Annotated in this window: 14 protein-coding genes and 11 pseudogenes; 3 read left to right on the top strand and 22 right to left on the bottom strand. The window is 43.5% G+C overall.

Going from position 1 to position 22,987, the window contains the following annotated elements:
• Positions 1-128: 128 nt before the first annotated feature.
• The 21 genes and pseudogenes from HK413_RS11895 to mraZ all read right to left on the bottom strand — a co-directional run bounded on the left by HK413_RS11895 (position 129) and on the right by mraZ (position 19,008).
• The gene (locus HK413_RS11895; protein ID WP_175270293.1) at positions 129-851 is read right to left on the bottom strand and encodes an FG-GAP repeat domain-containing protein; all 723 of its coding nucleotides are present in this window, start codon (positions 849-851) and stop codon (positions 129-131) included.
• A gap of 110 nt (positions 852-961) precedes the next feature.
• Positions 962-1,651 carry a hypothetical protein gene (locus HK413_RS11890; RefSeq protein ID WP_175270292.1) on the bottom strand — a complete coding sequence of 230 codons (690 nt, stop codon included), beginning with the start codon at positions 1,649-1,651 and terminating at the stop codon, positions 962-964.
• A gap of 148 nt (positions 1,652-1,799) precedes the next feature.
• Positions 1,800-3,041: an aminotransferase class I/II-fold pyridoxal phosphate-dependent enzyme gene (locus HK413_RS11885; RefSeq protein WP_175270291.1), complete on the bottom strand. Its 1,242-nt coding sequence runs from the start codon at positions 3,039-3,041 to the stop codon at positions 1,800-1,802.
• A 171-nt stretch (positions 3,042-3,212) separates the two neighbouring features.
• Positions 3,213-4,836: pseudogene (gene ftsZ / locus HK413_RS11880) on the bottom strand (cell division protein FtsZ).
• Positions 4,837-4,973: 137 nt separating this feature from the next.
• A pseudogene (gene ftsA / locus HK413_RS11875) lies at positions 4,974-6,316 on the bottom strand (cell division protein FtsA).
• Position 6,317: 1 nt separating this feature from the next.
• Positions 6,318-6,782, bottom strand: a complete 465-nt coding sequence (locus HK413_RS11870; RefSeq protein ID WP_175270290.1) for a hypothetical protein — start codon at positions 6,780-6,782, stop codon at positions 6,318-6,320.
• An 8-nt stretch (positions 6,783-6,790) separates the two neighbouring features.
• Entirely contained in the window at positions 6,791-6,982 is a 192-nt protein-coding gene (locus HK413_RS11865) for a cell division protein FtsQ/DivIB (protein WP_175270289.1), read from the bottom strand.
• 32 nt (positions 6,983-7,014) lie between these two features.
• The gene (locus tag HK413_RS11860; protein WP_175270288.1) at positions 7,015-7,188 is read right to left on the bottom strand and encodes a hypothetical protein; all 174 of its coding nucleotides are present in this window, start codon (positions 7,186-7,188) and stop codon (positions 7,015-7,017) included.
• The gene (locus tag HK413_RS21455; protein ID WP_317169548.1) at positions 7,181-7,441 is read right to left on the bottom strand and encodes a hypothetical protein; all 261 of its coding nucleotides are present in this window, start codon (positions 7,439-7,441) and stop codon (positions 7,181-7,183) included. Before HK413_RS21455 ends, HK413_RS11860 begins: the two co-directional genes overlap by 8 nt.
• The gene (locus HK413_RS21450; protein WP_317169547.1) at positions 7,404-8,240 is read right to left on the bottom strand and encodes a UDP-N-acetylmuramate--L-alanine ligase; all 837 of its coding nucleotides are present in this window, start codon (positions 8,238-8,240) and stop codon (positions 7,404-7,406) included. The genes HK413_RS21455 and HK413_RS21450 overlap by 38 nt, the downstream gene beginning before the upstream one ends.
• Before the next feature lie 65 nt (positions 8,241-8,305).
• Positions 8,306-8,533, bottom strand: a complete 228-nt coding sequence (locus HK413_RS21445; RefSeq protein WP_317169546.1) for a Mur ligase domain-containing protein — start codon at positions 8,531-8,533, stop codon at positions 8,306-8,308.
• 46 nt (positions 8,534-8,579) lie between these two features.
• Positions 8,580-9,690 (bottom strand): annotated as a pseudogene (gene murG / locus HK413_RS11850) (undecaprenyldiphospho-muramoylpentapeptide beta-N-acetylglucosaminyltransferase).
• Between the two features lie 81 nt (positions 9,691-9,771).
• Positions 9,772-10,926: an FtsW/RodA/SpoVE family cell cycle protein gene (locus HK413_RS11845; RefSeq protein WP_175270287.1), complete on the bottom strand. Its 1,155-nt coding sequence runs from the start codon at positions 10,924-10,926 to the stop codon at positions 9,772-9,774.
• 89 nt (positions 10,927-11,015) lie between these two features.
• Positions 11,016-12,402: pseudogene (gene murD, locus HK413_RS11840) on the bottom strand (UDP-N-acetylmuramoyl-L-alanine--D-glutamate ligase).
• A 30-nt stretch (positions 12,403-12,432) separates the two neighbouring features.
• Positions 12,433-13,670: pseudogene (gene mraY, locus HK413_RS11835) on the bottom strand (phospho-N-acetylmuramoyl-pentapeptide-transferase).
• Positions 13,671-15,128 (bottom strand): annotated as a pseudogene (locus HK413_RS11830) (UDP-N-acetylmuramoyl-L-alanyl-D-glutamate--2,6-diaminopimelate ligase). It abuts the pseudogene before it with no gap.
• Positions 15,125-16,480 carry a penicillin-binding transpeptidase domain-containing protein gene (locus HK413_RS21440; RefSeq protein WP_317169545.1) on the bottom strand — a complete coding sequence of 452 codons (1,356 nt, stop codon included), beginning with the start codon at positions 16,478-16,480 and terminating at the stop codon, positions 15,125-15,127. Before HK413_RS21440 ends, HK413_RS11830 begins: the two are co-directional and overlap by 4 nt.
• Positions 16,481-16,497: 17 nt before the next feature.
• Positions 16,498-17,226 (bottom strand): penicillin-binding protein 2, encoded by a 729-nt coding sequence (locus HK413_RS21435; protein WP_317169544.1) that lies wholly within the window; start codon positions 17,224-17,226, stop codon positions 16,498-16,500.
• Between the two features lie 24 nt (positions 17,227-17,250).
• A pseudogene (locus HK413_RS11820) lies at positions 17,251-17,651 on the bottom strand (FtsL-like putative cell division protein).
• 1 nt (position 17,652) lies between these two features.
• Positions 17,653-18,556, bottom strand: a pseudogene (rsmH, locus tag HK413_RS11815) (16S rRNA (cytosine(1402)-N(4))-methyltransferase RsmH).
• Positions 18,546-19,008, bottom strand: a pseudogene (mraZ, locus tag HK413_RS11810) (division/cell wall cluster transcriptional repressor MraZ). Before mraZ ends, rsmH begins: the two co-directional pseudogenes overlap by 11 nt.
• 245 nt (positions 19,009-19,253) lie before the next feature.
• On the opposite strand from mraZ, the gene HK413_RS11805 reads away from it, so the two are divergent.
• Complete coding sequence (locus HK413_RS11805) at positions 19,254-19,499, top strand: hypothetical protein (RefSeq protein ID WP_175270286.1); 246 nt, start codon at positions 19,254-19,256, stop codon at positions 19,497-19,499.
• Positions 19,500-19,833: 334 nt separating this feature from the next.
• Here the strand turns inward: HK413_RS11805 and HK413_RS11800 are convergent.
• Positions 19,834-21,664: pseudogene (locus HK413_RS11800) on the bottom strand (UbiD family decarboxylase).
• Positions 21,665-21,720: 56 nt separating this feature from the next.
• Here HK413_RS11800 and HK413_RS11795 point away from each other — a divergent pair.
• Positions 21,721-22,020, top strand: a complete 300-nt coding sequence (locus tag HK413_RS11795) for a DoxX family protein (protein WP_217452278.1) — start codon at positions 21,721-21,723, stop codon at positions 22,018-22,020.
• 246 nt (positions 22,021-22,266) lie between these two features.
• Positions 22,267-22,987, top strand: a pseudogene (locus HK413_RS22315) (sulfite exporter TauE/SafE family protein); the annotation flags it as partial.

The following is a 22,987-nucleotide window of genomic DNA, read 5'->3' as shown; positions in this document are numbered from 1 at the left end:
TGTTTCATATATTTTATAATATTTATGTTGAATTCAATTAGAACCAATTTATGCGCTTATCCAATAAAACTACATTATTACATGTTTCATATATTTTAATATATTTAAAGGTAACGCCCTGCTAACCACTATTTATTTGCCTTACCAGTTATGTTCTTTAAAACGATAAATAACGGCGCCTTCGGCGGATCTCCCGGGTCCATAGCAGCAAAACCAGCACCAAGCAATAAGTCAATTTTTCCGTCGCCGTCTATATCCCCGGCATCCATGGTCATTCCCCGTGTAAACTGGGTGCCGTTAGGTAAGGTATAAGCCTGGAAGTTTAAGTTTCCTTTATTCTCTAAGTATACAAATGCCTCCCATTGAGTTTTGCCGGCCGGATATTCGCTAATTGCAGCTATATCCAGGTCGCCATCACCGTCAAAATCTTTAGCTATAGCTTTATTACAGCCACGTATAGGATAAAAATACTTTTGGGTAAAGTTGTTCTTGCCATCGTTTAAATAGATATATACTCCATGATACGGTTTTAAGATCTGGCTGTAATCGGCATTATCGCCGCAGGCATAGATGATATCTTTAAAACCATCGCCGTTAAAATCAACCAAATCAAAAGAAATTGAGCCGTATGATGGCGGGAAACTTAATACTTGTTTTTCGGCGAAATTGCCTTTACCATCATTGGTATATAAAAAGACACCCTCGTCGCCCTGGCCAAAAAGCGCCCAGATATCAGGACCTTGCTTGCCGCTGTAATCGAGAATTGTTTTTAAGCTCCCGGGCTTATTTCTTAAAACGTGCTCATCAATCTTATCCCCTGATTTCTCAAACCAGCTTAGCTTTCCGGCCATTTTACCAAACTGGGTAATCAGGTAATCGGGTTTACCATCATGGTTAAGGTCGGCGACATCAACTGATAACGGACGATTTAATCCTTCAAAAACAGGTTTACCTTGTGAACTTACTTCTCCTTTTTGTCAATACTTATATCAGTTATATTTCCGTGCTTAAAATCGTTTGCCTGCAAATTAGCGCCGATAACGGTAGAAGTTATCCTGTTTTTTTGGAACAGCATATTAACTATGGCATAGTTTAAATTAAATGCATTAAGTTTTTGTGCTTTATCATTCAGGACAATTAGCTTGTTTTCCAAACCGTCAAATACAATTAGCCGGTGAGGTGTTACACTCTCGTCTATTTTAACGTATGACGTTAATGCTCTCGGCCCAACAAATTCGGCAGCTGCTGGTTCTATTTTAAAGAAAGGCAACTGATGTATTGGTTCGGCCCTGTTTACCGTGGGCATATGTGCCGGAGATTTTGTAACGTAGTACGCAACTATTTGTTTCCATTTCTCCGCATCCATGGCAGGTGTAACCGGAATATAATCCTTATTAATATCCGGCGAATTTACCATACCGGCAGGCGCGGCAGATGGAATGCCGAGGTATATGCCCATAACAGGCAATACATGCCTTTCCCGGGTAGCTTTGCTTAATAAAGAAGGATCGGGCAATTTATGGCAGGATTTACAGTAATTAGCGGCCAGTGCCTGTCCTTTGCTTACATCATCCGCAGTATATTGCCCGTAAGTACTTGATGGGGAGGAATCCTTGGTTGAGCTATTGCATTGAACAAGTAATACAACCATCAAGACAAGGCATGTAATAATGGTAGTTTTATTGGATAAGCGCATAAATTGGTTCTAATTGAATTCGCTTATAAATATATTAAAATATATGAAACAAGAATGCCACCCCTGTTAAGAGATGGCACTTGTTATTTTAGTATGGATATTATTATACTGTTGTTAAATTTTCGCGATAGTAGCCCGCCTTTAATTTTTCGCCCATTTCGCTGTAAGCGTCTAATGTACGCTGCACATCTTCTAACGTATGCGAAGCAGTTGGGATAAGCCTTAACAATATTAACCCTTTAGGGATAACCGGGTAAATTACAATCGAGCAGAATATACCATAGTTTTCGCGCAGATCGCGGGTTAATGAGGTTGCTTCATACAAGTCGCCTTTTAAAAATACCGGGGTAACCATGGTATTGGTAACGCCTAAATCAAACCCACGCTCTCTTAATCCGGCTTGCAAAGCATTAGTGATCTGCCATAGATTTTTGCGCAGTTGCGGTTGCGATTTAAGCAACTCGAAACGTTTTTTAAGCCCCAATACCATTGGCATAGGTAATGCCTTGGCAAAGATCTGCGAGCGCATGTTATAGCGCAGGTAATCAATCACTGCCTTATCACCGGCAACAAATGCGCCTATACCTGCCATTGATTTTGCGAAGGTGCCAAAGTATACATCTACACCGTCAACGCAATCTTGTTCTTCGTGCGTACCGGCGCCTGTTTTACCCATGGTACCAAAGCCATGTGCATCATCAACCAATATCCTGAAATCAAATTTATCTTTAAGCGCGATGATCTCTTTTAACTTACCCTGCGCGCCTGACATACCAAACACACCTTCGGTAATTAACAGTATACCGCCGCCGCTTTGCTCAACTAAACGTGTTGCGCGATCCAGTTGCTTTTCACAGCTTTCCAAATCATTATGCTGATAAACAAAGCGTTTACCCATGTGCATCCGCAAGCCATCAATAATACAGGCGTGCGACTCGGCATCATAAACAATAACATCATTACGATTAACCAGCGAATCAATAATTGACACCATGCCCTGGTAACCATAATTTAAAAGATAAGCATCTTCCTTACCTACAAACTGCCCAAGGCCCGCCTCTAACTCTTCGTGATGGATGGAGTTACCCGACATCATGCGCGCACCCATCGGATAGGCCATCCCGTAATCGGCAGCAGCTTGTGTGTCAGCGGCTCTAACTTCAGGATGATTTGCCAATCCTAAATAATTATTCAAACTCCACACTAAATGCTCTTTACCATTAAATTGCATGTGCGGACCAATCTCGCCCTCTAACTTCGGGTATGAAAAATAGCCATGCGACCATTTTTGATGCTGACCCAATGGGCCACCCATACTTGTTGTTATTTTGTCAAATAAATCCAAACTGTTCCTCTTTTAATCGTTTTCGAATTGCAAATATAAGGTTTTATGCTGTTTTTTGATAGCGCATAGTTAACAAGCTCATTGTAAATACAAACTATAAAAAAGGGGAGGCACCTGTGTTAGCGTCTCCCCCAATTATTATAAACTATGATCTATGACCATAATTATACTTTAATCTACGTTATCGTGTAAGAATGAATTACTGTCGCGGATCTCTATTTTACCTTCACTGTCAGGCAGCAAAGTAAAGCGCGATACCCGGCTTTCGTCTGATGCAGGGGTTTCCTGTAAAGCTACTTCCTTACGTTTATAAGCAGGCACATTTTCCAGTTCCCGGATGTTACCGCTGCGCAATTTCATACTCAGGTCCTTAAGGCGCATAATACGTTCGCGTGATTTGCGCAATTGCTCTTCGATGGACTCATCAGTCTTATGTTCGTCGGCGCTAACCGGCTCTGGTGTTGGCTCAACTACTTCTTCCTCAGCTTCGGCTTCAAAATTTATGATAGTTTCAACCCCTGGTTCTGCCAGTTTGAAGGTAAATTCAGGCAGATCATTCTCCTGCTCGCCGATAGGCTGCTCATCTATTTCCCGGAAATTATATTTTATCATTGCCGGCTCTGCATCTGTCTCTTCAGGCCGTGTAGCAGCAAACAGATCAAATAGCCCTGTTTGTTTTTCTTCTTTTGGTTGCGGTTGCTGGCCTTTTATGTAAGGCTCGGCAGTAGTGCCCTCGCTAACAGGATTGATAAACTCGTTTACCGGCCTAACCAACGGTGCATCAGGAACCAGCATATTAACAATTTTCTTGCTGCTGTATTCTTTTTCGCGCTCGTCTTTAGTCTGGAAACCGGTGGCTATGATAGTTACCGATAGCTTATCACCCAAATTCTCGTCGCGGCAGTTACCCCAGATCAGATCTGCAGCAAGGCCGGCTTCTTCCCCGGATGTAATCAGTAATAATACTTACCTCATCCATGGTTACTTCCTTCTCGCCCGAGCTGATGTTTAACAGGATATAACGCGCGCCTTCAATCTCATTATCTTTCAATAATGGCGATGATAAAGCGCCCTCAACAGCACGTAAAGCACGATTCTCGCCTTCGGCAGAACTGCTACCCATTATAGATACGCCACTGTCTTTCATCACTGTGCGTACATCTTTAAAGTCGACGTTTATATAACCCGGTAGTGTTATAATTTCTGCAATGCCTTTGGCTGCCGTTGTTAAAATATCATCAGCCTGTGCAAATGCCGATCCTAAGGTTAAGTTACCAAAGATCTGGCGCAGCCTGTCGTTAGATATCACAAGGAATGAATCGACATATTTTTTCAACTCTTCCATACCTGCATCAGCCTGCATTTTACGGCGTTTACCTTCAAAAGAGAATGGTGTAGTTATAATACCAACCGTAAGGATATCCATTTCGCGGGCGGCTTTGGCTATGATAGGGCTTGCGCCTGTACCGGTACCACCACCCATGCCTGCTGTAATAAATAGCATTTTGGTGTTTACACCAAGCATTTGTTTGATATCGTCAATATTTTCAATAGCCGAATTTGCACCAACTTCGGGTATAGAGCCTGCGCCCATCCCTTCTGTTAAACTTGCACCTAATTGTACTTTGTTAGGGATAGGGCTTAACTCTAACGCTTGCGCATCAGTGTTACATATTATAAAGTCTACACCCGTTATACCTTGCTTGTACATGTGGTTTACTGCATTACCACCACCGCCGCCAACACCAATAACTTTGATGATTGACGACTTTTCTTTTAACATCTCAAATTGCATAATCCTTGTTTTTCAGCTATATGTGATTTGACGAATTTTAGATTTCACCATTGTAATATTAGCACTTTTTCAACAACCTTTTTCCACAAATGTGTATAATGTGGAAAAGTTAAAGGTTGTGGATAACTACCATCATTTTACTTTAAAAAATCCTCGTCTTTAATATCGTCTTTAATAAATTTCTTTCCGCTTTCCAGTATTTTTCCAAACAAGCCAAACTTCTTGTCCTCAACATATTTGTCTTTTACCACTTTGGCTTCAACCGGGGCTGCTACCTCGCCATTGTATTCCATTTTCTGGATCCCTTTGATCAACAGGCCTATACCTGTTGCAAAGGTTGGGCTTTGCAGCTCTTCGTAAACGTTTTTAGGCAATACCTCGTTTTTAGCCAAATGCTCGTTAGGGTAACCAACGCGGCAATCAAGTCCGGTAACAAACTCAACCATTTGCGGTAAATGTTTAAGTTGCGCGCCACCACCTGTTATAACCACACCGGCAATCAGTTTCTTTTCGTAACCGGATGATTTGATCTCATAATACACATGCTCTACAATCTCTTCCATCCGTGCCTGGATAACAAAGGCCAGATTTTTTATTGAGATCTCTTTTGGCTCGCGGCCGCGTAAACCCGGGACACAAACAATTTCGTTCTCTTTATTTTCTTCAGCCGGGCTGATCCGAACCTTACTTTTAATTGCTCTGCAATGTTGCGCATAACCGAGCAGCCTTCGCGGATATCCTCGGTAACGCTGTTACCACCAAACGGAATAACGGCGGTATGGCGGATAATACCTTCATGGAAGATGGCCACATCTGTAGTACCACCGCCAATATCAACCAATACTACACCGGCTTCTTTTTCTTCGTCGCTCAACACCGACTCGGATGACGCCAAGGGCTCCGGGATCAGTTCCCGGCTCTCTAAACTGGCTTTATTAACGCATTTAACAATATTTTTAATGGCAGTTACCTGGCCCGATATAATATGGAAATTGGCTTCAAGGCGCACACCCGCCATGCCAATAGGATCTTTAACTCCCGGTTCGCTGTCAACCGTAAACTCCTGCGGTAATACATGGATGATCTCTTCGCCCGGAGGCATTACCAGGTTGTACATATCTTCAATCAGCTTATCGATATCCTTGCGGCTTATTTCTGATTGCAGGTCGCGACGGGTTATTAGCCCGCGGTGCTGCAAACTTTTAATATGCTGCCCGGCAATACCTACGTTCACTACCCTTATTTCTACGTTTGATTGCGTGCCCGCGATATCAACTGCAGCGGTAATGCCCTGTACGGTTTTGTCGATATTTGAAACTACCCCGCGGGTTACACCCGCAGACTCGGCCTTGCCAATGCCCGGGACTTCGATCTTACCGTTTTTGCTCCGGCGGCCAACAATTGCGCAAATTTTTGTGGTACCAATATCCAATCCCACTACAATTGGCGAACTTTTTTCTTGTGTTGAACTCTTATCCATATTACTGTTTAATTAGAGATGTGTCTTTTTTAATTTTTGATGTATCGGCTCGCATTTTAAGTGAGTCGGCGGCTATTTTCATTCTTAGCGAATCGGCCTTCGAATTTTTTATACCTATTATTTGGTTGGCGTATTTAATGTTTATCACTTTGTAAGCATCCCAGCCAACCTGTGGCAATGCCTGCTTGTAAAATGCCATCAGGTTATGAAATTTTAACTCCAGCGAATCGGCACTACCTAACAAAATGCGCTGGTTACCAACCCGTGGGATCAATTCAATTTCATGGCCCGCATTTACATAGATCTGTGCGATCTGCGCATCCCAAAGCGAATCCTGTTTGATGAAGGAAACGGTTTTAAAAAGATCTTTCGCTAATGCCGTATGCAAAGTATCTACTTTATTGCCAAAAGGCTCATCAATGAATCCGTTTACGGCCAATACCCTCGCGGTAAAGTTGTCAGACATCGGTATCTTCAACCCGTTTTTATCAATATAAAAATCTGGTCAAACTGGTTCATCACCCGCATAATAGGCTGGCGCTGCGAGATCTCTATCATAATAACCCCATCCATGTCGGCATAAACTTTGGCATATTCAATAAATGGGTTAGCCTTTAGCCTGTTCTCCAACGTATGCAGGTTGATGTTATCAATTTTGCGGCCCACCAGTGTAAAGCTGCTTAGCTGCAAAATGTTTTCTACTTCTTTTTATCAATAAAATACTGGCTGCCGGGAATGTAAATTTTAACATCCTTGCATACTACTTCGGCCTTTTTAATCTCAATAAAACTCATCAGCACCACCCGGCCGCCCGGGCAAATCAGCCAGGTAAAACTTAGTAAGAGTATGCGCCATATTGGTTTCTTAAACATTTTCTAAAGCACTTTTTAACGGTTGTACTAACTGATCAATATCACCCGCGCCTACAGTTAACAGCAGTTCGGGTTTGTCTGATCTTACTTTCTCTAAAGCTTCCTTCTTGCCTAATATTTGTTTGTTAGCTAATTGCATCCGGTCCATTATCATGGCTGATGTTACGCCTTCGATAGGCAGTTCGCGCGCCGGGTAAATATCAAGCAGTATAAGTTCATCGCTCATATCCAGTACCTCGGCAAAGCCGTCCACAAAATCGCGGGTACGGGTAAATAAATGAGGTTGAAAAATTGTTGTGAGTTTTTACCGGATATAATTTTTTAATCGATGTAATAGCCGCTCTTAACTCTTCCGGGTGATGCGCGTAATCATCAATATAAATATAGTTGTCGTTTTTAACTATGTATTCAAACCTGCGTTTAACACCCCTGAATGATTCCAGCGCGTTTTTTATAGCATCCGCAGAAACACCCACCAGTAATGCCGCTTTAATAGCAGCAACCGAATTTTCGATATTATGCAAACCGGCAATACCCAGTTTAATATTGGTAATGCTTACGCCGGCACTTTTAAAATCGAAATAAAAATCACCATTCTCAATACGGATATTTTCTGCTATAGCATCGGCCGCTTCGCTGATACTATAGGTAAAGCCGCCATTCAATGGTAAGCCACGGCGATGTATCAATGTGCCGCCCGGTTTTATTTGTGATGCGTATAGTTTAAATGATTCTGTCAATTGCGCATGGTCGCCATAAATATCCAGGTGATCCGCATCCATTGACGTTATAATGGCGATATCGGGGTATAAGGTCAGGAAAGAACGATCATATTCATCTGCCTCAACCACTACGATATCGTTATTACCAAACAGTACATTCGTGTCGTAATTTGAAGCAATACCACCCAAAAATGCCGAGCAATCTTTACCCGAATCTTTCAGGATATGCGCCACCATGCATGAGGTGGTGGTTTTACCGTGTGTACCCGCCACACCAATGGTAAATTTACCTTTGCTAATTAGCCCTAATACCTGCGACCGTTTCCACAATACAAAATTCTTCTTCTGAAAGAAGCCTAAGATATCTGAATCTTTAGGGATAGCCGGTGTATAAATTACCAGTGTATCATCATCCGGTCGCGGAAACTTTTTGGAATCAGTTCACAATTATCTTCGAAAACCACCTGAATACCTTCGTGACGCAGGGCATCGGTAAGATCAGTAGGTGTTTTATCATAGCCGCAAACAATACAGCCCAAATGACAGAAATAGCGGGCAAGGCCACTCATGCCGATGCCACCAATGCCAATCAAATAAACCCGTTGTACGTTGCGTAATTCCATCTTTTTAAAAAGCCCTGCCTGCTTTGCGAACAGACAGAGCTAAGATTTAATTGTTATTAATTGTTATTTGTATAACCTCTTTCGCTATCACCTCATCGGCATTTGGCAGTGCCATTTTACCAATGTTGTCGCTTAATTTCTTTTGTAATGCTTTATCATTTAAAAGCTCTAAAGCTTTATTTATTAATTTCACTTCGGCATCCCGGTCGGCCACAAAAATGGCGGCCTGTTCGTGCACCAATGCCAGCGCGTTTTTGGTTTGATGATCCTCGGCCACGTTTGGCGAAGGCACCAGTATAACCGGCTTTTTCACCACGCATAACTCGGCAATAGTACCTGCACCTGCCCGTGATATAATCACATCAGCAGCGGCATAAGCCAGTCCATACGGTTTACAAACTCCATTATTTTAATATTGGGGTGATAATCTTCGCCCAGTTGTTCAATAATGGTTTTGTAGTAAAACTTACCTGTTTGCCAGATCAGTTGTACGTCGGCCTCTACAATCTCATCCAGCGATGCCAATACGCTGTTATTTAAAGTACGGGCGCCCAAACTACCACCGGTAACCATTATGGTTTTCTTTTGGGTTGATAGTTTATAAAGCTCCAATGCCTGTATCCTTTTTCCAGCCACATCAACCGATTCGCGGCGGATAGGATTACCTGTCTTTATCAGCTTGGCTGCCGGGAAAAACTGTTCCATGCCATCAAACGCTACACATATCTTCTCGGCCTTTTTACCAAGCCATTTATTGGTGATACCTGCGTATGAATTTTGTTCTGGATCAGGTACGGGATCCCTTTTAATGATGCCGCATATAATAACGGACCAGAAGCATAACCACCTACACCAACAGCAGCATCGGGTTTAAAATCCTTTATAATTTGCAGCGCCTTGTTCACGCTGTTAAACAACTTAACCGGGAACAGCAGGTTTTTAAAGATCGATTTACGCTGAATGCCCCGGATATTTAAACCAATAATTTTATAACCGGCAGCCGGAACTTTTTCCATTTCCATACGGCCGTTTGCGCCAACAAATAAGATCTCGGTGGCAGGGTCAAGTTTTTTCAAAGCATTGGCAATAGCAATAGCCGGGAAGATATGCCCTCCTGTACCGCCGCCGCTAATGATTATTCTTTTTCCCTTTGCCATTTTATTTGTCCATGGTCGATAGTCCATGGTTACTTATCTTTTTAAAACTAATCTCTAATCTTCAATAACTAATCTTTCCCACTACGCGAGAGCCACTTCTTTTATCTCACCTACTACAACCTTTTTAGGGTCTTCTATATCTCTGCTCACCGATAGTATAATGCCAAAGGCTATACTTGTAAACAACATGGATGTACCGCCCATACTTACAAACGGTAAAGGCACACCCGTTACCGGCCCTAATCCTACCGCCACCGCCATGTTGGCAAATGCCTGTATAGTTAAACTAAAGCTTAGGCCTGCGGCCAGCAGCGCACCAAATGCCTTTGGCGCCTTCGTGACAATTTTTATACACCGGTATAATAAGAACAGGTAAATACCTATTAATACTATGCCGCCTATTAAACCATACTCTTCAACAATAATGGCATAGATCTCGTCGGAGTAAGCTTCGGGCAAATAATTCACCTCGCTGCTTTTACCCGGTCCTTTGCCAAATACCCCACCGGTAGCTATCGCTATCTTGGCATGATCTGCACGGAATGATTTATCAGGATTAGCAGCTTCGGGATGCATGAACGTATGGATCCGTGATATGTAAGTTTTACGGCGCGGACCTAGAAAAATAACCCCGGTCAATAATATAGCCCCTGCCAAACAGGTTATCGCAATTTGTTTTATGCTGATACGGCCAATGATCAACAGCAACACACTAACCCCAAAAAGCATTAAAGCGGTGGAAAGATTCGCTAACGCGATCAGAATAAATACCGAACATACAGCGCCCATTATCGGGATGAATGATTGCTTAACATCTTTAATATTTTCCTGCTTACGCGATAGTGAGCGCGCCAAATAAGTGATCAGGGCCAGCTTAGCCAAATCGGAAGTCTGGAAGCTTAGGCCTGTACCCGGGATAGCTATCCACCTGCTGGCATCGTTTACATGGCTACCAAACAAAAGCGTGTATAGCAACAGTGGTATAGTAATATACATTAACAGCTTAGAGATGCCCGAGTAATACCTGTAATCCAGCTTATGCGAAATATACATCAGTACAATGCCGCCAATTATCATTGCCGGGTGCTTCATCAATATCGACTCGACGCCTACACCACGTTTATACGCCAACGAACCAATAGCGCTATACACCGACAACAGCGATATTAACGACAGCAATATGACGATAAGCCATATCCAGCGATCTCCCTTAATGTTATGTAGTATTTGATTCATGCGCCCTACCCCTAAAAGGGAATTAATTGTTAGTTATTTTTTCTCTTTATTATTAGCCTCCATTCCGCCCCCTTCAGGAGGCCGGGGGCCTACAATTCTTTTACTGCCGCTTTAAATTGATTACCTCTGTCCTCATAATTTTTAAACAAGTCAAAACTTGCGCAGGCTGGTGACAACAGCACCGTATCGCCTTTTGTTGCCAAATGATAGGCCGCTTGCGCCGCTTCGATTGCTGAAGATGTGTTTACTATAATATCAACTACATCTTCAAACGCTTCATGTATGCGTTGGTTATCCTTACCCGGCAAACTATGGCTTTCACCTTTTGTTTAACCAAATCTTTCAACATCGAATAATCGTTGCCCTTATCCACACCGCCAAGTATCAGCACTACATCGCTGGTCATGCTCTCTAAGGCATACCGGGTAGAGTTAACGTTGGTAGCTTTCGAATCATTTATGAAACTAATGCCTGATATTTTGCCTACCGACTCCAGCCTGTGTTCAATATTTTTGAACGTAGCAAGGCTCTCCCGCAGCGTATCATTGCGTAATTCCAGCACTTTTGCTACTATGCCTGATGCCATAGAATTGTAGATGTTGTGCTTGCCTTGCAGGGCCAGTTCTGTAATTGACATTTCAAAATGTTCTTGAGGTGTGTTTATGACAATATTGTCGTTTTCGAGATCTGCTCCCGTTGCAATTTTCTTTTCTATCGAGAATGGTAATAGCCTCGCTTTAAACTGGCGGCTTTGCATCCCTTTAATTGTTTCCGCGTCATCGGCACAGTAAATGAACACGTCATCGGCTGTTTGATTTTGCGTGATGCGGAACTTTGAAGCCGCGTAATTATCCGGGCTGTAATCGTACCTATCCGGGTGATCGGGCGTAATGTTTAACAACACAGCCACGTCGGTTTTAAACTCGTACATATCGTCAAGCATAAAACTGCTTAGCTCTAACACATAGCAATCATGCTTTTCGGTAGCCACACGGTAGGCAAAGCTTTTGCCGATATTACCCGCAAGGCCAACATTCAATCCCGCGTTTTTAAGGATGAAATGCGTCAAACTGGTAGTGGTGGTTTTCCCGTTTGAGCCGGTTATGCCTATAATTTTGGCATCGGTATATCTGCCCGCAAATTCAATCTCTGATATTACCGGTATGCCTTTTTCTCTTATTTTTTTGATGATAGGCGCTTTATCAGGGATCCCGGGCTTTTTATCACTTCAACTGCTGATAAGATCTCGCTTTCTGTATGTTGATTTTCTTCAAAACGGATATTCCAGCCTTGCAACTGTTCTTTATAATGAGGAGCAATAGCACCAAAATCTGAAACAAAAACATCATACCCCTGCTGTTGGGCAAGGTATGCTGCACCCACACCGCTTTCGCCGGCACCAAGGATGGCGAGCCTCACCCCGGCCCTCTCCAAAGGAGAGGGAGAATTAGCATGGATGTTAATGTTTTCGTTCATTCTTTTTCTAATCTCTAATCACTAATTAACTTAGCGAAGCTTCAATGTTATAAATGTTAATATCGCCAGCATTATGCCCGGGATCCAGAAACGGGTTACGATCTTGGCTTCGTGGAAGCCCTTCTTTTGATAATGGTGGTGCAACGGCGACATTAAAAATATCCGCCTGCCTTCACCAAATCTTTTCTGGTATATTTAAACCAGCCTACCTGCAGCATTACCGATAAATTCTCAATAAGGAATATTCCGCACAATAGCGGCAGCAATAATTCCTTGCGGATCATGATTGCGAATACAGCTATAATACCTCCAATAGTTAAGCTACCGGTATCACCCATAAATACTTGCGCCGGATAAGCGTTGTACCATAAAAAACCAACGCAGGCACCAACAAACGCACCGGCAAAAATTACCAGCTCACCCGTGTTAGGTATGTACATGATATTGAGGTAATCTGATATGATATAGTTACCAGACACATATGCCAGTATAGCCAGCGTCATACCAATAATGGCCGAGGTACCCGTTGCCAGTCCGTCAATACCATCGGTTATATTGGCCCCGTTTGATATAGCGGTTATGATGATGATGACAAAAAACAGGAACACCACGAGCGTATATTTCTCATAGCCCGGACCTAAAAATTTTAATACCTTGCCGTAATCAAACTCGTTATTTTTATAGAAAGGCAGGGTGGTTTTGGTAGATTTAACATCCTGCGTTAAAACCGGCTTATTGCCCTTCATATGGAAATCTATCTTGGTATCGTATTGTACCGGGAGTTTTACTTCCTGCTGTATCAATACATTGCTATTATTGTACATAATAAAACCAATGATCAATGCTAAACCTACGGCCCACTATTTTAAACCTGCCGGCTAACCCTTCTTTGTTCTTTTTAAATATCTTGATGTAATCATCCGGGAAACCAATAGTACCTAACCACAGCGTAGTGATCAGCATCATGATAATGTAGATATTGCCCAACTTGGCAAACAACAATGTTGGCACCAAAATACCCGGGATAATAATTAAACCACCCATGGTAGGTGTACCGGCTTTTTGCATCTGGCCCTCTAAGCCAAGGTTCCTTACTGTTTCGCCCACTTGTTTATAGCGCAGGTAATCAATTAACCGGCGACCGTAAACGGTGGTCACAACCAATGACGTAATTACTGCCATAGCCATCCTGAACGTGATGTATTGAAACACCCCGTACCCGGTATGCTAAAGTTCTTGTTTAAATAGGTAAATAGATAGTATAACATTTACGCCATCAGTTTAAATTGGTTCAGTAGCTCTTCCTTATCATCGAAGTGATTTTTCACACCTTTTATTTCTGGTATTTTTCATGACCCTTGCCGGCAAGCAAAATAATATCCCCGGGTTGGGCTAACATGCAGGCGGTTTTAATAGCCTCATGCCTATCTGTAATACTAACGGTATTGCGTTGGGCGGTTGGTGTAACCCCGGCTTCCATATCTTTAATGATCTGTGCGGGATCCTCAGAGCGCGGGTTATCCGATGTCAGGATAACTTTATCGCTCCATTCGCAAGCTACTTTTGCCATAACCGGGCGTTTGGTTTTATCCCTATCGCCTCCGCAGCCTATAACGGTTATTACTTTCTCTGTTCCCTTGCGGATATTATGGATAGTGCTTAATACGTTTTGCACCGCATCAGGGGTATGGGCGTAATCAACAATACCAATTACTTTGTTTGGCGATATCACATAATCAAACCTGCCTTCAGCGCCGTGCAGTTTGCTCAGGCTGGTTAAAACCTTATTGCGGTCTGGTCTAACAGCATTGCGGCAGCATAAACGGCCAACAGGTTATAGGCATTAAAGCTGCCTACCATTTTAAACCAAACCTCATCGTTATCAATCAGCAGCAATAAACCGCCGAATTGGTTTTCAAGGATCTTTCCTTTATAATCGGCCATGCTTTTTAAAGCATAGGTTTTTTTATGTGCCTTCGTATTTTGCAGCATCACACTGCCGTTCTTATCATCGCTGTTAGTTAGCGCGAAAGCGTTCTTAGGCAAACCATCAAAGAATGCTTTTTTAGCTTTCAGGTAGTTATCAAAGGTTTTGTGGTAATCTAAATGATCGTGTGTCAGGTTGGAGAAGATCCCGCCGGCAAACACCAGGCCTTGAATCCGGTGTTGCGCCACCGCGTGCGAGCTCACTTCCATAAAGCAATAATCGCAGCCCTGCGTTACCATTTCGTCCAATAGCCTATTCAGCTCTACCTGGTCGGGTGTTGTATGGGTTGATGGGATAACCTTCCCGTTAACCTGGTTCTCGACAGTGGATAGTAATCCGCATTTATAACCCGGGTCGCGAAACAACTGGTACAATAACGTAGCAATGGTAGTTTTGCCGTTGGTACCTGTTACACCCACCAGCTTTAATTTATTAGAAGGGTTATCATAAAAATTAGCAGCCACAATACCCGGGGCAGCGGCCGAATCTTTTACCATGATAAAATCAACCTCACCAACGGTATGGCCCGGTAACTCTTCGCATATTACGGCTACTGCGCCATCCTGTATAGCTTTTTCAATATAAATATGGCCGTCAACCGCGTACCTTTTACCGCAACAAATAAACAACCGGGCACAACCTTGCGCGAATCAAACACCACAGCGCTAATCTCCACATCCGCCGCGCCTTGCAGCTCGGTAAATGGCAATCCGGTTAATATGTCGCTCAGGTTTCTCATTGCAACGCTATGGTTATTCTTGATTTTTTAGGTATAACACTGCCGCCTGTTACAGATTGTGCAACAACAACACCGCTACCTTTAACACTCACTTTATAACCGGCGTTGCCTAATGCATATAGCGCATCGCTTAAGCCCATACCTGTTACGTTAGGCACGGTACCGGTTTTATATTTACTTTCTTCAAACGGTAAACCCGCGCTGGTATCTAAACCTGCGGCAGCTGTAGACGCATACAGCGGCTTAACACCCAATTTGCCAAACACGTGCTTTAAGGCGGCTAAATTTCCCTGTTTTACCTTCGGCATGGTGGTGTTGCCTACAAAGTGCACCGGGGTGGGGTGTTTAATATCCAGATCGCTCGAGTAAACACGATCTGCTATCTTCCGGAATACCGGACCAGCCACCCAGGCCGCCAAATGCAAACCGACGCGCGGGTTGCTAATAACTACGATCATGGAATATTTAGGATGATCGGCCGGGAAATAACCGCAGAACGATGCCTGGTGCGCATCTTTCGCGCCATAACCTAACGCGCCGTTAGCTATTTGCGCTGTACCTGTCTTACCCGCTACGCTGTATAATTTATTTTTGATGTGTGTTTTACCCGTACCTTCTTCAACAACTCCTTCCAGCAGGCCTTTCACCTTAGCCAAAGCTTCGGGCGAGCATACCTGCGGGTTAAGCACCACGGCCTGAAAACGCTCTACCGTATTACCCATACTACGGATCTCGCGTACAAAAATTGGCGCTATCATTTTACCATTATTAGCCACCGAGTTATAAAAAGTAAGCATTTGCAGTGGCGATAACTTAGACTCGTAGCCATAAGATATCTGCGCCAGGCTTTGCAGGTTGTTCCAGTATTTTGAGTTTGGCGTTTTGATCAATGGCCTGCCTTCGCCATGAATTTGCAACCCGTTCTTTTCATTCAAATGCCGGGAATATAACTTATCGGTAAATGCCGAAGGGTTACTGCCGTAAGCCGCAGTGACTAATTTAGCCGCGCCAATGTTCGACGATTTTTCGAATGCGCGGCGCGCGCTTATCACACCACCCTCATCATCAGCATCCTTTATTTTTAACGCTACCTTGCCGTTACGCGGGTTACGGATCTCCCGGGGCCCACCATGCATAACGTCCACCAATTTGTTGGTATCAATTTTTTTATCATCCAGCATAGCCATGTACGATGCCAACTTAAACGTCGAACCCGGCTCGGCCTCATAGGCTATAGCGTAATTGAATTTCTCTTTGTATTCGCCTTCTTTGGTGCGGGTATAGTTAGCAATGGCCCTCACCTCGCCGGTTGCAACTTCCATTAGTACCACCGTGCCAAAATCGGCTTGCAAACTATCTAACTGGTGTTTTAAAGTTTTTGCGCAACGTCACGGAAGTTTACGTTTATGGTTGATATGATATCAGCGCCATCTTTTGCGGTTACTTCATCCTCGTCATCATTTACCGGCACGTACACACCACCGGCTATACGCTGCATTAAACGTTTGCCATTTTCGCCATTAATATAACTGGCGTAAGCACCTTCTAAACCAACCGGGTTCTTAACATTTTCGTTTACATACCCTATGGTACGGGCAGCTAACGATTGGAATGGTAAAATGCGTTTGTTTTGTTGCACAACAATTAATCCGCCTTTGTATTTACCCATCCTGAAAATCGGGAACTTACGGATCTTTTTCAACTCGGTAAAAGTCACTCTCCGACGGATCAACTGGTAGCGCGAACCGTCCTTACGGGCATCGCGCAGCATGCGTGAATATTGCGTTTCTGATTTATCCGGATATAACTCGGCCAGTTTCATCGCCAGCGAATCCACCTTGCCATAAAAAACTTTATCGTCTTCAATACCACCGGCAAACATATCCATATGCAACTCATACTCAGGTACCGATGTTGCCAGCAAGCTGCCATCAACCGAAAGGATATTACCGCGCGAAGCTTCTACATTTTCATAACGGGTTGACATTTTTGAGGCCATCGCCTTCCATTTTTTACCCTGTATAAACTGCAGCCGGTACATCTGTATAATTACCGCTACCGAGAAAAGGACGATAAGTCCAAAGGCCGAGGTAAACACGAAGCAATATGTTGGTTCTGATACTCATTGTGCAGCATCCTCCCTGATGGTAATTTTTTGCGCCGGTTGTAATGATTCTTTTATCCCCAAAGTATCCACCCGCTTAGCCACTTCTGATAACGTGCTTTTATAGGCGGGTCGGCTTTGGTTACTTTATACTCCCGGGTTAATTCGTGTACTTCTTTTGTTAATTTATCTATGTCACGGATATTTTTTCGGCCGTGGCGGTTACCTATATATATCATCCCCAGCAAACCCGGGAACAATACAAACGGCAAAGCGCGGGTAGCCTCATCAGTACTGATAAAGCCACGGGTAAAAAATTTGGTCAAAAAGTTCTCCGGAATCTCCTTTGCAGGCTTTTCCTCCACGATCAATTCGCTCTCTGCTGTCTCCTCCGGAATCTCTGTGCGTAAACGATTCATCTTACTTTTTAATTGCTATCCTTAATTTTGCACTGCGTGCCCTGTTATTAACTGCTATTTCTTCTGCAGATGCGGTTATCGCACCACGGCTTATCGCGTCAAATGGTTTTTGGTCGTTACCAAAAAGTCCTTCTCTACCTCGCCGCTAAACTTGCCTTTGGCAATGAAATTCTTTACCAGCCTGTCCTCCAGCGAATGGTATGACATTACCACCAGCCTGCCACCTGTTTCCAACACATCAGCCGTTTGGATCAAAAAATCTTTTAAAGCTTCCAGCTCTGGTTAACTTCAATCCGCAGCGCACGGAAAACCTGCGCCAGGTATTTATTTTCTTTTCCTTTCGGGATACGCGCCGAGATCACATTTTTCAAGTCGGCAACTGTTATAATCGGCGCGTTTAACCGGGCAGTTACAATTGTATTTGCCAGCGATTTCGCGTTTTGTATCTCCCCATAAATACCGAAGATGCGGTGCAGCTCGGCTTCGGTATAGTTATTTACTACTTCTTTAGCGCTTAGTTCTGATGCCCGGTTCATGCGCATATCCAACTCCGCGTCAAAGCGGATAGAGAAACCACGCTCGGCTTTGGTCAAACTGGTATGATGATACACCCGGGTCGGCCAGTATACCCTGAACCGGGATAGCGCCATGCAGGCGGCAAAAGTTTTTCAGGTAGCGGAAGTTTTGATCGATAAACACAAAGCGCTCATCATCAATTAAATTTTGCTGCGCGTCGGCATCTGGTCAAAAGCCAGCAGCTTGCCTTCCGGGCCCAAATGTTTTAAGATCTCTTTTGAATGACCGCCGCCACCAAAGGTCACATCGACATATGTTCCGTCTTTTTTAATATCAAGGCCGTCAATACATTCCTGCAGCATTACGGGGTTGTGGTAATTACTCATCATTCCCCCTTCCTGCGCTACCCATTACTTCTTCGGCAAGGTTTGCAAAATTTTCGGGCTCGTTATCCAGTTGCGCATTGTATGCTTCTTCGGCCCAAACCTCTATTTTATTAAACTGGCATGACAGCACCACATCGGCATCAATGCCCGCATATTCCAATAACGACTTCGGTAAAAGCACCCTGCCGGCACTGTCCAAACTCAATTCTGACGCGCCACGGGTGAAATACCTGATAAATTCGCGCGTTTTTTCTCGTATTGATTAAGCTTGCTCAGGTCCTCAACTATCTTATTCCATTCTTTCCGGGTGTAGATCACCAAATGCTTTTCGAAGCCGCGATTGATCACAAGGCCCTCATTAACAGCTTCGGGAAGCTGTTTTTGAGGCCAACAGGGATCATCATGCGTCCTTTGGCATCCAGTTTACAATCAAACTCACCTAAAAAATTAGACATAGTTACACTTCGGCAATTATTGTAACGTAAAAGTAAATAGCTTTTACCACTTTTAAACACTTTTTCCCACTAAAAGTTTTCAACATGTTTGATATGTGAGTTTTAGTGCCACTCTCAACTACTCTCCAACACCTGCCATTCTTAAATAATTGATTACCAGATGTAACAAAATTGTTCTGTAAAGAATATGATATTAAATTGCGTGGGGTTGAGAAAATGAGGAGATTTATTATAAATCTGAACCAATGAAAAACCTGAACAAATTCCTGCTATTAATTATACTGCTGCTTAATACCACCCGGTTATATGCGCAAGAAACTGTTAATAAAGGAGATATCATCATCCATATCCAAACAAGCAACTCGCAGACTTTTGGAAGTAATTTTATGCATGTTTATAAAAGAGGAAATAAAGTGGAGATTATGCATGCAAAGTTTGACAGCATAAGAAATTCGGCTGTAAGAAAAGATACTGCATATATATGCCATTAAGGACCCTCATCATTTAGAGCCGAAGCAAATTGGGCGGATCGGGAAGATCTTTGATCGCTACAGGGTGTATGATACAACAAGATCCATTGTCAATTTAAAGAAAGACACTGCCTATCGTAAACTGCTATTATTAATTGCGCAAACCAGCAAAGAAGACACGGAAAAAAGCAGGGTCCCGAATCGCATTTATTTAGATGGATTTGGTTTTCATGTACTGTTATTACCGACACGGGTACTAAGAATATAACAATCCATACTCCTATGGCTGATACCCATCCGATAGTAGCGGCGCTTTTAGATGAAACTTATAAAAGGGTGTTTCCTAAACAGAAAGCTAAATAACACCATATAAAGCACCACCCTTTTCGCCCATCTTATCAATCAACTTCTCCACCTCCGGGTCTTTAACCAATACCGGTGCATGATGCGGTTTTATCCGCGCATCAATAATCAGCGGACCGTAGCAGCCCCAGTGTTTATGTTCGGTAAACTCATTTATCCCATAAATATCGTGCGATGGGTTACTGCGGGTAAAGGTTACCCAAACAAAGTTGTTAATATTTTCGGCTGTGAAAGCGGCATCATCGCATAGTACCATCAAAGGTATTCCTGACAAGTCTGATTCGGCAAAATGCTCCTGCAAAAATTCGAGCATCATAGGCATATCGCTGGTGCGGATGTTTTTTGGCACTTCGACAGCCAACACACCCGGCATTACCATTTTATAATTTACAAACGGTTTGGGTAGCGTAAAACCAACAGGCACATCGGTCCAAAGCTCACGTTTTACATCTCCGGCTACGGTAATTGCTACTTTACTGCCCGAGTTTAATCCGCTGCCGCTATAGTCCAAAGTATCAATAGTAGTGCGGGTATGGAAATGCAGGTCACGGGTAAGGTCTATTCGCTGCAAAATATGTGTCAGGAATGGGACAATATCATTCACATCTAGTTTCGGGTCATCCTCATGCGCGGCTATGAACAGGTATTTGGCCGGCTAAGCTGATTCTTGCCTAATATATGGTTGGCAATAGTTAGGATCTCCTGTGGCTTACGTTCTTTAATATACGGCGTATAACGCTCGCTGCCTATGGCAAATAGCAGCGGGTGTACACCGGCAGCATCAACCGCGTTAACGGCGTGCAGGCCCGGGATTTCCTGCGGCAGGGCCGATCCGGTTATTTCATGGATCAATGCGCCAAAGCTGGTATCCTCCTGTGGCGGCCGGCCAACTACGGTAAACGACCATATGGCATCTTTACGATGGTATACATTATGAACTTTTAATAATGGGAACGGATGCGCCAGGCTGTAATACCCCGGGTGATCGCCAAACGGGCCCTCTGATTTATTTTCGTGCGGCTCGACAGTCCCGGTGATGATAAAGTCGGCATCTGTTGAAATACAAAATCCTTCCTCATCATAAAAATAACGGAACCGCCGATTACCCAGTGCGCCGGCAAAGGTCATTTCTGACAGCCCTTCAGGCAACGGCATTACCGCGGCCACCGGGTGCGATGGCGGGCCGCCTACAAATATGCTCACCTTTAAAGGCTGGCCCTTCGCGTTGGCTTTGGTTTGATGCACTCCAATGCCGCGATGCAATTGATAATGCAGGCCAATCTCTTTATTTAATATATAATCGTTACCGGCCAGCTGGATACGGTACATGCCCGGTTGGCATTCATGATGCCGGGCTTGTCGCTATCTTCGGTATATACCTGCGGCATGGTAACAAACGGGCCACCATCCTTAGGCCAGTTAACTATCTGCGGCAGGTCGCTGATATTACATTTACTAAAGTTTGAAATGCTGCCGCTTTTCATGGGCAAAGCCGATAGCGCCGTAAGCGCAACGTTAGCATATTTAAATGGGTGCTTGATGGCTTGCAGTGGGTCGGTTTTTACATCAACCGGGGTTTTAACCTTATCCAATGAATCGCGGAAGATAAATTTAGAACGCTCCAACGTTCCAAACAAGTTGGATACCGCCGGGAATTTACTGCCCTTTACGTTTTCGAACAAAATTGCAGGCCCGCCCTTCTCAAATACCCGCAGGTGGATCTGCGCCATTTGCAGGTATGGGTCAACCTCTTCTTTTATACGTATTAAATGACCGTGTTTTTCAAGGTCGGTGATGCAGGCTTGTAAACTTGGGTAACCCATATTAAATAACTAAACAGTCGCAAATGTACAAATTGAAAAAGTGTTAACTTTAAATAATGAAACCTTTGATAGTATTGTTAGCCACATTTGCCCTGAGCTGCCTAATATTTTATGCTATGCAGCACGATGCTAATTTTATTTTAAGCGGGCGCATAGCCATGGCTTTTATGCTGACATTTACATCAGTAGCGCATTTTTGCTTTTTTGATGGGATGATAATGACTATGCCACCCTATATACCTTTTAAAAGGTTCATGGTATATTTTACCGGGATACTGGAGATAGCAGCCGGTATAGGTTTATTGTTTATCTCCATCCACTATACAGTTGCTATAGCGCTGATCATATTTTTGTAATACTCATCCCATCTAATATCCACGCCGCGCAAAACCATATCAATTTAGAAAAGGCAGATTATAGCGGTAAGGGGTTATCATACTTATGGTTCCGCATACCGTTACAATTGTTTTTATTGTCTGGGTGTGGTATTTTGCAGTGTTGAATTAAAGGTCTAAATCCCCACCAATCCCATAGATAAACATTAAACAACGTGCTTAAAAAAGTTATTCTTATTTTTAGCGCTTAAACGTTTTGTGTTTAATATGTCGGTTATTGAGCTTACTATTATTATACTCATCGGCTCGTATTTAGCGGGTCTGCTTGGTTCACTAACCGGCCTTGGTGGCGGCTTTATAATTATCCCGCTGCTTACCACGGTGCTGCATGTTGATATCCATTATGCAATTGGCGCGTCATTAATATCGGTTATCGCTACATCGTCCGGCTCGGCCGCTGCTTATGTAAAGAGGGTATCACCAATATGCGGCTGGGAATGTTTTAGAAGTTGCTACCACAGCAGGCGCTATGGCAGGGGCAATACTGGCCATATATACATCTACCCATTATATAGCCATATTATTCGGGCTGATATTAATATCATCAGCAGTAATGTCACTGTTCGAGAAAAAGAGTATCCCGTTAAACAAACAAGTTATTTAGGTGAAAAATTGAAGTTAAACAGCAGCTACCCACAGCGGACGGTGTTGTTGAGTATGGCGTTGCTAATGTAGCAGGCGGTTTCTTCATGATGCTTTTGCAGGGGTAATATCGGGGCTGTTGGGTATTGGCTCGGGCGCGTTAAAAAGTTATGGCAATGGACGGCCTGATGCGCATACCCTTTAAGTATCAACTACCAGCCATTTTATGATAGGTGTTACAGCTGCAGGCAAGCGCTGTTGTTTACCTGCAACGGGGATATATCGACCCGGACTTTCTATGCCTGTAATAGGCGTATTGCTCGGCGCCATGACGGGTTCAAAAATA

The sequence above is a fragment of the Mucilaginibacter humi genome, from assembly GCF_013087555.1.
Note: the sequence above shows the minus strand (reverse complement) of the source record. Positions and strands in the feature narration are given on the sequence as shown.